The 12,135-nt window shown below is 37.7% G+C and carries 14 protein-coding genes; 1 reads left to right on the plus strand and 13 read right to left on the minus strand.

The annotated features are described in order from the left end of the window. The 6 genes from JWR61_RS14975 to JWR61_RS15000 all read right to left on the minus strand — a co-directional run. The coding region (locus JWR61_RS14975; protein ID WP_301928573.1) for a glycosyltransferase at window positions 1–852 on the minus strand (852 nt) is incomplete at its 3' end. Between the two features lie 90 nt (window positions 853–942). Further along, on the minus strand, window positions 943–1,722 hold the full coding sequence (locus tag JWR61_RS14980; RefSeq protein ID WP_301928574.1) for a class I SAM-dependent methyltransferase: 780 nt from the start codon (window positions 1,720–1,722) through the stop codon (window positions 943–945). Between the two features lie 32 nt (window positions 1,723–1,754). Next, the gene (locus JWR61_RS14985) at window positions 1,755–3,731 is read right to left on the minus strand and encodes a class I SAM-dependent methyltransferase (protein ID WP_301928575.1); all 1,977 of its coding nucleotides are present in this window, start codon (window positions 3,729–3,731) and stop codon (window positions 1,755–1,757) included. Between the two features lie 47 nt (window positions 3,732–3,778). Next, window positions 3,779–4,081, minus strand: coding sequence for a hypothetical protein (locus tag JWR61_RS14990; RefSeq protein ID WP_301928576.1), 303 nt, complete (start codon window positions 4,079–4,081; stop codon window positions 3,779–3,781). Further along, window positions 4,068–5,213 carry a glycosyltransferase gene (locus tag JWR61_RS14995; protein WP_301928577.1) on the minus strand — a complete coding sequence of 382 codons (1,146 nt, stop codon included), beginning with the start codon at window positions 5,211–5,213 and terminating at the stop codon, window positions 4,068–4,070. The genes JWR61_RS14990 and JWR61_RS14995 overlap by 14 nt, the downstream gene beginning before the upstream one ends. Window positions 5,214–5,271: 58 nt before the next feature. Continuing rightward, window positions 5,272–6,084 carry a glycosyltransferase gene (locus JWR61_RS15000; protein WP_301928578.1) on the minus strand — a complete coding sequence of 271 codons (813 nt, stop codon included), beginning with the start codon at window positions 6,082–6,084 and terminating at the stop codon, window positions 5,272–5,274. Between the two features lie 315 nt (window positions 6,085–6,399). Between JWR61_RS15000 and JWR61_RS15005 the strand changes: the two genes are divergently transcribed. Beyond that, window positions 6,400–7,152: a glycosyltransferase family 2 protein gene (locus tag JWR61_RS15005; protein WP_301928579.1), complete on the plus strand. Its 753-nt coding sequence runs from the start codon at window positions 6,400–6,402 to the stop codon at window positions 7,150–7,152. Window positions 7,153–7,572: 420 nt separating this feature from the next. On the opposite strand, the gene JWR61_RS15010 is transcribed toward JWR61_RS15005, so the two are convergent. The 7 genes from JWR61_RS15010 to JWR61_RS15040 form a co-directional block, all read right to left on the minus strand. Then, window positions 7,573–7,941: a hypothetical protein gene (locus JWR61_RS15010; protein ID WP_301928580.1), complete on the minus strand. Its 369-nt coding sequence runs from the start codon at window positions 7,939–7,941 to the stop codon at window positions 7,573–7,575. A gap of 341 nt (window positions 7,942–8,282) precedes the next feature. Beyond that, entirely contained in the window at window positions 8,283–8,843 is a 561-nt protein-coding gene (locus JWR61_RS15015) for an AraC family transcriptional regulator (RefSeq protein WP_290335533.1), read from the minus strand. A gap of 225 nt (window positions 8,844–9,068) precedes the next feature. After that, window positions 9,069–9,431: a cupin domain-containing protein gene (locus tag JWR61_RS15020; RefSeq protein WP_290335532.1), complete on the minus strand. Its 363-nt coding sequence runs from the start codon at window positions 9,429–9,431 to the stop codon at window positions 9,069–9,071. Between the two features lie 333 nt (window positions 9,432–9,764). Beyond that, window positions 9,765–10,229 (minus strand): universal stress protein, encoded by a 465-nt coding sequence (locus JWR61_RS15025; protein ID WP_301928581.1) that lies wholly within the window; start codon window positions 10,227–10,229, stop codon window positions 9,765–9,767. Window positions 10,230–10,331: 102 nt separating this feature from the next. Beyond that, window positions 10,332–10,718 (minus strand): hypothetical protein, encoded by a 387-nt coding sequence (locus tag JWR61_RS15030; RefSeq protein ID WP_301928582.1) that lies wholly within the window; start codon window positions 10,716–10,718, stop codon window positions 10,332–10,334. A 437-nt stretch (window positions 10,719–11,155) separates the two neighbouring features. Beyond that, entirely contained in the window at window positions 11,156–11,278 is a 123-nt protein-coding gene (locus JWR61_RS15035) for a hypothetical protein (RefSeq protein WP_301928583.1), read from the minus strand. Then, the gene (locus JWR61_RS15040) at window positions 11,275–11,991 is read right to left on the minus strand and encodes a hypothetical protein (RefSeq protein ID WP_301928584.1); all 717 of its coding nucleotides are present in this window, start codon (window positions 11,989–11,991) and stop codon (window positions 11,275–11,277) included. The genes JWR61_RS15035 and JWR61_RS15040 overlap by 4 nt, the downstream gene beginning before the upstream one ends. Window positions 11,992–12,135: the final 144 nt, after the last annotated feature.

Consider the following 12,135-nt stretch of genomic DNA (forward strand, 5'->3'; position numbering starts at 1 on the left):
ACCACGAAAAATATATTTAATCCGTTTATCACTATCTGAAAATGCCTTTATCGCCCTTTTTACTTCTTCGCTTGTAGAATTATCATCTGCTATGCAGAGTTCCCAATTATCATAAACCTGGTCAATAACAGAATTAATACATTCCTTCAACCATGATATAGGTGTATTATAAGTGGGAAGTAAAACCGATATCAATGGGCGGTATTCAAACTCTGCCTGTAATCGCTTCAGTTGTGAGATAGCCTCTTCCCCAAACGAATCGTATTTAGCGATCCAGTTCTGATAAAAAAAAGGGTCGGATATTGTTATTTGAGCAGCGATAATATTTTTAATCTTTTCGTTATCATTCATCATAACAATGTAAGCGCTTTTTAAAAAGCATCTTGCTAAAGAAATTTCACCTCGGGATTGAGCAAGCGTATTGTAAATTTTCCTAAATAACTGGAAAGCTGATAACTTCCGCAGCAAAAAATCCGATACTTCTATAACAGCAAACGAACTTTCACTTGGATCAAAACGAATATGCCGGATTTTCCTCGAAATATAAATTAAAGCATTTACTCTTCCTGCATTATTGCTTGATAAAACAACTACTTCTTTCTCATTATACCCTGTACCCGAATCAATATATAATTTCGCGCTTTTAATTTCCCCTTCTTTTACAATTTGCTCGACTTCAAATTCATACCAGCCACGTCCAGGATTATTAGCGAAGTTAAATTGGCATTGCGGATCACCGCCAGAGCACTTGTATTCTATCTTCCCATTATTATTGGAAGTTTCTATATCAATAAAATTATCAATTCCTTTGATTATGTTGTTTGATGAAACGAACAGGCCTTGCGAAGTCATGTATTGGTAAATGCTTTTTTTTATTCTGATAGTTATCTTTTTGAAAGGATCAAACACTACACTTAGATAATTCTAGGTGCACCATTTTTTTTATATTTTTTTAAAAATAACCATATCCTGTCCGTCAGTTTTATCTGTTCTGCCACACCAACTCCCAAAATTTATTGGTTGGTCAAGCATTAACTTGCTGCTCTTCATCATTCTTTCCAGCGCTTCTTCAGTAAAACCTACAGCTCCTTCAGGATAAACTGCATCATTAATATAACATCCCTTACCATACGGTACTTTAAATGAAAGCTCAAGCGACTCAAGGGTTGGTGCTGTCGTTTTTGCCATTTCCAATACTTCCTCATTTATAATAAAAAATGAAGTACAAATTCTCCCCTCATCTTTTAGTACTCTTTCAAACTCTTTTAGATAATGCGTAATTTCCATCTCGAACATATGTGTAAAAACAGACTGTAAAATAATCCTGTCAACGCTTTTATCTGCTATAGGTAAAATGATATCTGTGGTATCAATTTTGCCGCCGCTATTATGAATTTGGCTTTTCACATCATAATGGAGAAATGTGAAATTGGGGAAGGTTGGTGAAATGTTTTTTTGACACCATTCAATACTCTCTAGGATAATATCAACCCCAATGTAGGCGCCTTTGCTTGTAAGATGTTTTGTAAGTTGTATGGCATCCCGCCCTGTTCCACAACCTATTTCCAATACAGTACTATCTGATTCAATAGGTGCGTATTTTGAATATTGCCACATATGTCCTTTAGAAATAGCATCCCATGTTGACGTTCCGCCGCCAGTTAAGTATACCAGGTTTAGCGGTATTTTATATCCTTCGTATTCAAAAAAGTCTGTGTCCATTCTCGTATATTTTATTGTACTTGATTGTATATCTACAAATTATTGGTTAGATGTTTTTTGACTCTATGTTTAATAATTCCCAGAATGGAATTATTTTCATAATGCATTTTAAAGTAGTCAATATTATTTTGCAGTGTTCTCAAAACTGCTTCTTTTTCTGCAAAGTCTTTCTGATTGCTTTCAATAATGGAATTCTTTTCCAGCAATGATTTAGTACATTCATTTATTTTTTGCAGCGCAATATTTGCATCTTCTATTCTTCTTCTTTCTAGTTCGTTTAATTCATTTTGATGATTTTCTATGATGAGCTCTTTATTTTTAAGGTCCTTAATAACTTCACCCATTTCGTTTTTAGTCTTTTCAAAGATTGATTTTAAAGATTTCTCATCAAGATATTTCTGCAGAATTTCTTGTTTCAAAGCTGTCTCGTCTGATGTAAGTTGATCAACTTTCTCTGATAGTGAATTAAAAACCTCTTCCTTAATTCGTAATCTTTCATCTGCCTCTTTTATTAGCCGTTCAAACATTAACCGCTGTTGCTCTATTTCAGTTACGAAAATATTTTTCTCATGTTCCAGTTTCTGCTGTTTTGCAGACGATTCTTCTATGGCAGTTTGCAACCTCAATAAAACGTCGGCATAAATTCTTCTAGTTTCATTCTCACAGGAGGGTTTTATTTGACTGGCAGAAATATTGGATAATTCCGCCTTGAGAGACTCATCATCTAGTTTGGAAAAACCTATGGACAACTGAATACTTTCGTTTTCCTTAAAATACGGCTTTTCTGATAATTTAATTTCGATAATTGGATCATCCGTAATCGAGATGAATACAAAAGCATTTTCAATGAGGCTGCTTTTCAAAACAACCAGGTTAGTAAAAAAACTCAGTTGTTTAATCTCATCCCATCCCAATAAGATTTTGCCCGAGATATCAGCAATAGAAATATAATTGATATAAAATATACCTTGTTCAGCGGCAGGATCTATCCTGAGTACCTTTACACCACTAAAATCCTGTTCGAATTTGAATAAAAAGTTTGATTCAGAATTACTGATATCTATTGTCTGCTTTGCAGAATTGATTTCACAAAATTCTTCGTCGCCATTTTTCCAGAAAACCTGTGTATTGATCGTTTGCAAGGGACATAAACGTCTTTCAAAGAAAGTTGTATTTTGTAAGTAAATTGTAGAAGCAGGAATTGAATTCCCCAGATCATCCTTTTGTGCGGAGATTGCTCTCAATTGCAGCAATTCGTTTTCAATTTTTATCAGCGCACCTAATCTTTCATAACTTTCTTTTACTGATGAGTACTTTGTGGGTATGGAACTTAAGCTGAAGAGTATTCTTAGCTTTTTTGAGATTTTTTTTCCGACACCCAATACTCCCAAACCATACCCATGTTTAAATTCAAAAAAGGGATATTTTTGAATAAGTTCTTCCCATAGCTGATAAACACCAAAGCCTTGTTCAGTCACGTTAGTATCGTGAAAAATTACGATTCCTCTTTCTGATATTTTGGGTAACCAACTTTCGAAATCATGCTTAACTGCATCGTAGGTATGAAGACCATCTATGTGTAAAACGTCTATTGAATTATCATTAAACAAGTGAATTGCTTGGTCAAAAGTTGCGCGGTATAATGTTGAAAAACTATCGTATTGTTTGTTTATACTTTTTACAAACTCAAATACCTTCTCGTCGTAAAATCCTGCATGTTCATCTCCTTCCCATGTATCAACAGCATAACATGTTGATTTTAGATTTGACTGTTGAATCGCCTGACAGAAAGAAAAATAAGATATCCCATAGTGAGTTCCCAATTCAACAACAACGCAGGGCCTTGATGCTTCCATCAGCCAAAATGCAAACGGAATATGCTCTACCCACGCTAAAGGAATATGATCTATATATGCAGATTCGGTAAGTATTTTTGGAGTTTTGAATACTACAGGCGAAATCGCTTCCTTCCAGTTTGCTTCGTTCACTATAAAAGGATCAGTTGACATTTTTACAATATTACTATTTGAATTCTTATAATTTATTACCTGAAAACTTAACGTCTGCGAAATAATTTCTCTCTTATCGTTCCTAAAAAGCTCCTCCTCTCATACGTTCTTTTATACCAGTCAATATCATTTTGCAACTTGCTTAAATCTCCCAGCAGCTTATTGATCAGCTGCCTGTTACCCTCAATCGAAGTCCGGGCATTTTCCAGCTGCTCTTTATAATTCCTGAGCTCTGTATCTTTCCCTTGTATTGACTGCAGCAAATTTTCAATGTCCTTTTCAAGGTACTGCTTAATCTGGACCAGGCTTTCGCTTATCTCGAGGTGAATGTTGTTGTCAACTGTTTCCATGTGCCAATTGATTTAGGTGTATGGTGGATGCTGGCTGTTTATAAGCGGCTTTATGGTATAGCCTTCTATATCGTTCGCAGGTATCGGTATAATCGAAAGTGTTTTTGCAATAATTGGCAGAATGTTCCCCCATTATCTGTAGCATGCTGCTGTTATTATAAAACTGCAGTATTTTATTAATCGCCTCATTTTCGTGTTGAAATGTGCCGCCATTTAACCCCTTCATCACCAGGTCTTTGTTTCCTACACAATCGGTTAACAGCACGGGCTTTTTCAACGCCAGCGCCTCCAGTACAGAAAAAGGCAATCCTTCAAAAGTGGCTGTAGAAAGGTACATATCTGCATTGCTGACAATACTGTTCAATTCATCTTTACCCAGCCAGCCCGTAATGCGGATGTTTTTTGCCGTCAGCAAATGCCGGTCTGTTCCGTCGCCTGCCCATATAAATTCAAACTGATCAAATTCCTCAAAATAGGCAGCAATGCTGTTGAACAACGCTGGATTTTTTTGATCTACAATTCGTCCGCTTGTTACGATTTTGAAGAGATTATTTTCCTGAACGTTATCCGGCACACAGTCAGCTGGCCTGCTGGGCGTGCCATTATTAATCATCATAACACTGATGCCAGCCAACTCATATGCTTTTTGCTCCGATAGGGAACAGCATACCACCTGGCCGCCAAATACGGAAGCAAACTTTTCGAGCCTTTTGTAAATATAATTTGAGAAACTGCTGGCACTACCTAAAAAAGGTGCACCGTTGGGCGTATATACAACCAGGTGCTGAATACCCAACAACCAGCAAACTATCCGGCCAATAAACCCACCCTTTGAACTGTGCAGGTGCACTATATCTAAAGAGCCATTTTTTTTGAGGCGTTTGAGGATCACATAAAGTTCTATTGCAGCGGAAATGTCTGCCTTTACCCGTAAACTCCGTTGCGCAGATTTCCAGCGCAAAAACTTAACATTCGGATAGGCCAGCTGTATTTTTACTTCAGAAAAAGGTGTTACCTGTTTTCTCTCTCCATGAATAATGATGTGAAAATCATTATCAAGATTTTCTACCAGCGATTGCAAAAATGTTACAATGCCGCCCGCCAGGGGTTCCACAATATGTACAATTTTCATCTTAATAGGGATAGCTGTTTTTAAGGGGTTGATATTGGGATGACTACTAATTTCTTAATTACGTTGCATTATATATAACTCTTTTTGTAATAAATATAATTTGGTACGGTATCATCATTAATATAAACAGCTTCATAGATCCCAGCATGGCCAGAAATTTGTTCTTTCCATAAAATGATACCACTTTTCTGCGGCTTTTTAACTGAACAGATCTTTGTAATATGGATATTCCTTTACGATTTATTTCGCAGGTTACTAAAAATTCATCGATGATAGCAGTTTTCGCATGGTCTGTCATTGCGTAGAACAAGCCATAATCTTCTGCACAGGGATATTGTTCAGGATACTTCAATTTCCCTACGCCAGCCATGCGCCACATCACAGTAGGATGGATGAATACATTTCTAAAATACATCTCCCGTTTTATGTGCTTATGAAGAGTAGGGGTGCAACAGCTGTAGGCAGATCCGCTTGTATTATCTTTAAAATAGCACCAGCTTCCCGTTAGGTGAATTTCAGGATGCTTATCAAAAAAGGCTATTTGTGTATAAAACCGGTTGGGCGAGCAAATATCACCGCAATCAAGGCGAGCGATAAACCTCGTGGCATAATTTGCATAAATAAATTCCAGCGCCCTGTTCAACGCTATTGTAATACCCTGATTTTTGCTATTGGTAATTATTTTGATATCCTGCTGCGGGCAGTGCAATTTTTCGATTGTGACGGCATCTATACTGCCGTCATCTACAATTATAATAACATATTTACCCCAGTTATAATGAATACTGTTTAAGGATGTGCGTAGGCCTTCAAGATTATTATAGCACGGTATTATAATGCAGAGATCAATAAGGTTGGTTGGACATATCATAGCTTACATTTGGCGCGACAGGCGAATATAAGAACCTTATTACAGATATAAATGTTTATTGATAAAAAGATTATTAATAAATTAAAAAATCAATGTAAAATAAATGTGTCAGTAAAGAAAATTTCTAACTGTCCGGGCAAAAAATTCAGCAAAATGTATTTTGAACGCTGCTTCTGCTTCCAATTTAAATTTATATAAACCCTAATACAAGATCAATTATCTTCGTTCATTCAACAGTACTTACAATTCCAATAATTAATTTCGTATCAATCATATTTGAATATTGACTGCCTGCGTAATTTTAAGATTAGCCCTATGTCTTCGCTTTCTGTAGTAATAATCACTTTTAATGAAGCGCATAATATTGAGCGCTGCCTGAACTCTGTCAGGCAAGTTGCTGACGAAATTATTATTCTGGACTCTTTTTCCACGGATGACACTGTTGCTTTGGCGTCTAAAATGGGCGTAGTTGTTAAACAGCAGCAGTTTCTTGGTTATATTCAGCAAAAAAATGCCGCACTGGAACTTGCTTCAAATAATTATGTGCTTTGCCTGGATGCAGATGAGGCGCTGGATGAAGCCCTTGTGCAATCTATTCTTTCAGTTAAAGAAAACTTTACCGCCACAGCTTATCATTTTAACCGATGCACCAGCTATTGCGGCCGCTTTATAAGAAATGGCTCCTGGTACCCGGATAAAAAAATCCGTTTGTTTGACAAACGTCATGCGCAATGGGGTGGCATCAATCCACATGACAAGGTAGAATTAACGGTGGAAAATGAAGTTGTTCAGTATTTAAAAGGTGACATGCTGCACTTTTCTTATTATACTATTGAAGAACATTTAGCAAGAATCAATCACTATACTACTATCTCTGCTGCGGCATTACACGCAAAAGGTGTGCGAAGCAACTGGGCCAAAATATTGATCAATCCGCTCTGGCGCTTTATTTACGGATATTTTATCAGGCTTGGTTTTTTAGATGGATTTTACGGTTTCGTAATTGCCATCAATTGTTCACACGAAACATTTCAAAAATATATTAAGCTTTATCAGCTGCAACAATAAGTAATTCAGCCCCGTTGGTGCCCTATACAGTTAGCGCCGCAAGGGAATTGCATTTATCACTGATCTTACTGGATTTTCTTTTATGGCCGAGAATTTCAAGTTATCATTTCCTTTTTCACATCCCCGTCAACCAAACAAAAAAGGCTGTTGAATATGCAGGTAGCGGATAGCATGAACGCGTAAGAAAAAGGTGAAGAATTATATTATGCTGTAGCTGGCAAAATTCAACAGCAGCTAAAGATGATGAGATTGGCCCCTGCTTGGCAAAAAAATAGCAGACGCTGCAAAGGGAAATATGATGGCTGAAAGTGAGTTAGGAAAAGGAAGCAGGTTTATGATTTATCTGCCCGGGATAATTAAGTTACCTGGAGAAATATCACAACTTTCCGGCTTGCTGCCGTCAGCTGGATAATGGCTGTTTTATTCATACCCACTTTTTATTACAGTCAGAATTATTTTGAATCTACCATTGGGTTTTATATGGCTTGACTGATGCGCAGGAATCAGTATTCCCTGGCCTGTTTGCAGTGCAGTGTCTTTTCCATCAATTACAATGATAGCGCTGCCATCAATGATCTGGGCATAGGTATCAAAAGGCGAAATTTTTTCATTGAGTCCTTCACCGTTGGCAAATGACAAGGCATTGATAGAGCCTGTCGCTTTTTTTAAAATTGATTTACTTAAAACCGCGTCGTGTTCATATTCTATCAGCTCAACAATGATGTGAGCTTTTCCTTTTTCAATTTCACCTTCTTTACTGGGTAATTTTTCAAGTTCTTCAGTATCCATTTTTTTAAATTTATGTGTCGACACTTATGCCACAAATGTGGGTCCACGTTTACATAATCCCCGGATAGTTTCAGTCTTATTACAGCCGAGGTACGCAAATAGAAAATGAAAGAACCGGTATAGAAATACAGCTCCTTTTTTTGTCCAATATCCTGTGAAAACCTGCTGCAAAGAACAATTGATTATTATTTTTTCAGTTGCAAAATTTTTAGAAAAAATTGTATAATTCACGGGGGTTGCAGGACAGATAACATTTAGTATTTAATTCAGCAGCCTTAATGAATTCGTTTTATAGGCTGCTTTCGTTTTTTCTTCAATGAAAGAACACTTGTTAAACAGTGCTACAAATCTTCCAGCAGGTTGAGCTTTTTCTTTTTTAAAGACTTGAAGTAAGTAGGTGTTAGCCCGGTTATTTTTTTAAACTGGCTGGATAGATGCGCTACGTCGCTGTAATGCAATTTGTAGGCTATTTCTGTAAGATTCAGTTCATCGTAGATGATAAGTTCTTTTACCTTTTCAATTTTATGCATAATGATAAACTGCTCAATGGTAGTGCCCTGGGTTTCGGAAAAAAGATTTGACAGATAGGTATAATTATGATGCAATTTATCCGCCAGGAAATCAGAGAATTTCGTTTTGGGCAAATCATCAGCATAATGGACCATTTCCACAATTACATTTTTGATTCTTTCAATCAGGATGGCTTTTTTATCATCCATCAGTTCCAGCCCTGATTTTAGCAGCAGTATTTTTAACCCCTCTCTCTTTCCTTCGGAAAGATCTTCCAACACATCTACCTCCCCCAAATTGACAGTTACGTAATGAAGTCCCAAAGTTTTAAATGCATCTTTTACAACCATTTTGCAGCGCAGGCTTACCATGTATTTAATGTAGAGCTTCAAAGTATTAATTGCTTGCTGTTGTTAAAATTTTATCAAAAATGTACCTCCATAATCAAGCCGTGTTACTAGATGTTGTAATCAGTGCAACTGATTGATCCAATTAAGCGAGTGGGCGCATTGCAAACCATTTCCAACTTCAGGTGATCAGTCTTTCGAAAGGCCAGTGCCGGATTGGATAAGCCACAAAAAGGCTGGTGAAACTTACAAAACCTCAGCAGGTAATACTTATTCTTCGTAACCACTTTTAATTACAGTTGAAATCATTTTAAATTGTTCACCGGCATTAAAGCAATGTTTGGCATGGGCGGGGATAATAATGCCCTGCCCAAGTGTTAGTTTTAATTTTTTATCTTCAATGGTGATCTCCGCAGTACCATCAATTATCTGGATGAAGTTATCAAAAGGAGCAATTTTTTCTGCCAGTTCTTCTCCAGCTGCAAATGAAGAAACGGTTACGTTGCCCGTTGTTTTTTTAACGATGGTTCTGCTTAATACTGCATTGGGTATATACTCTATGATCTCTACAATAATGTGGACTTTGTCTTTTTCAATTTCACTTGTTCCGATATCCAGCCTTTCTGTTGCCATTGGTTTGCTTGTTTAATTTTTAATTACTACTATATACGGATGTAATGTAGACCAATCCACCCAACAGCGCAGTTAAATCATTTTAACAAAAAACGCAAGCAGATTTATTCTTAACAAAGCTGTTTATGGCTGAGGACTTGACGAAAATTCAGCTGTAACCTCGTTCAATTAATTTTCGCCCTTCTTTCTGTGCATTTACCCTGGGATTGCCGAAAGCAAGCTGATGGATTTTATCAACGAGAAATGGTTTGGAAGCACTGCAAGCTGAAAAATGAATGCCCTATAAAAAAGAAAAGCGCAAAAAATTTTCACATCAGTGGGTGAACTGATTTTTTATTTTTTTACCGGGATAATAAACATCGGTATACCTGTATGTTGCAATACAGATTCTGCCGTGCTGCCCAGTAAAATATGTTCCAGCCAATTGCGACTGTGAGTTCCCATCACAATTACATCTGCTTTTATTTCTTTTGCTACTTCTATAATGGAGGTGGATGCATCGCCTTCTCTGACGATGGTATTTATATTATTTCCGCCAAGATGTTTTTTGGACTGCTCAAGAAATTCATACGACGATTTCTTAAGCGTCTCCAGCACATCAGGCTCCATCAAATTTAAATTCGTATATCCGCCAAAACCCATAATGGGATCGTACACGGTAGATCCGTAATAAGTGGGGTCTGTTACCACATGTAACAGCGCAAACTCCGTGTGCTGGTTTTCAAAAACCGCAAAGGCTGTTTCAGCTACGGTTTGAGCCGCAGGGGCGTAATCAAGTGCAATTAATATTCGTTTCATGTTGTTTTAATTTAAGTTGATATCCTGCCTGTATTGACTGCTTGCTTTAACCGGCAGGGTATTGTTTATGCCAGGCACTTTGCCTTGCGGTTGGTTAAAAAGTCAGGATAAATGTTTCAGAAAATAATCTTTTACAAATGCCTGCTGCTGGTTTGCTGTCATTTTATCTGCCGGCATCACTTCTATTTCAATGTTGTCGAACTGGTGGTCGGCCCTGAGAATGTTCAGCAACTCTGTTTTTGCTGTTGTAGGTCCAAATAACATCACTTCTGTACAGTCTTTAACCGCGGCACCAATCTCCTGGTAATAGGCCAGTTCTTCGTGTTGTTCTTTGTGGTGCATCGCTTTTTCACCTTTGGCCAACACCTGTTCTTTTTGCTGATGCGTAAGTTTGGATTTGATTGTTTTTGTTGTGATTCCCCCGTTGCTGAGTTCCATCAGCAGGGCGGCTGCATGATCCATCCAGATGCCGGTATATTTTGCTTTCATGATTGTAAATATTAAGAAGGTTAAAATGTTGAAATCTATGAATGTTGCCTGCATGGCAATGAACACAAATATCGTTTCCGTTGCTTCTTTTTTCCTGCGGTATTTAGTTTACAAAGGTCGCATAAGGAACAGAAACATCTGTTATACAACTATGAAGAAAGTTTGTATAATTCACGCTTTTTGATGCAGCTGTTCTATCGCCAGGCACTCAATTTCTGCCTTCCCTTTTTAATATCCTGGCGTAGGAAACTACTAAAAATCATGTAAATATTAGCCACTAACACTAGTTAAAAACCGGCTATAATAAAGCCCCGCCAGTCGTTCATCAATAATTTATAACAATTAAAAATAGAAACAGGATGGTTACATAATGACTGAAACAATACTCGCAGGTAAACAGGTAAAAGAACTTTCTTACCAGCAATGTTTTACCTGTTTTACAACGGTTGCTGCAATACACCCGGTTCCCTGAACACTTCTTCATGCGTAACCGTCCATGCCACACAGGCAATGGGTATGGCCAGTAAAAAAAGCCAGGCCGCCTGTAAAGTGATTATCATACCGTGATCAGTTTTTCCTGGTACAATGGGTAATCTGTATACCCTTTTTCATCAGCTGCATAAAATAAATCCATATGGAGATCAGTTGACAAAGGCCAGTTGTTTGCCAGCCGTTCAACGAGGTCGGGGTTGTTGATAAAAGGTCGGCCAAAGGCAATCAGGTTCGCCAGGCCGCTTTCAATATCTGCTTCAGCTTTTTCCTTATCAAAGCCGCCACAATGAATAATTGAGTTGGTGAAATTTTTCCGGATCAGGCTTTTTATTTCAAGTGGTACCGCGGGTGCACCCATGGCGCTGTGATCCACTAGATGTATATGGGCAATACCAATTTTATTTAATTCTTTCGACAAGTATTCACACGTTGCATCAATTTCAGGGTAATGCGGCATGTCACTTGCCACACCGTAGGGCGACAAACGAATGCCGGTTTTATCTTTTCCTATGGCTGCTGCAACTGCAGTAGTTACTTCAAGCACAAATCGGCAGCGGTCTTCAATGCTTCCGCCATAATTATCGGTACGTGTATTACTAAAAGGAGATAAAAATTCTTCCAGTAAGTAACCATTTGCACCATGTAATTCAACGCCGTCAAAGCCGGCGACCAACGCATTTTTTGCAGCGATAACAAATTCATTTTTTGTTAGCAGGATGTCTTCAGCAGTCATTGCTTTTGGCACAATGAAATCCTGTAATTGTTTGCTATCTGTCCACATTTGGCCGGCTGCTTTAACAGCAGATGGTGCAATGATTTCAGTTCCTTACGCCATGTTAAGCGGGTGGCAGATTATGCCTGTGTGCATCATCTGAACAGCTATTTATCAGCCATTGACATGAACGGAATCAGTAACTTTTTTCAA

It is taken from the genome of Ferruginibacter sp., assembly GCF_028288465.1.
In the GTDB taxonomy this organism is placed as follows: Bacteria; Bacteroidota; Bacteroidia; order Chitinophagales; family Chitinophagaceae; genus Ferruginibacter.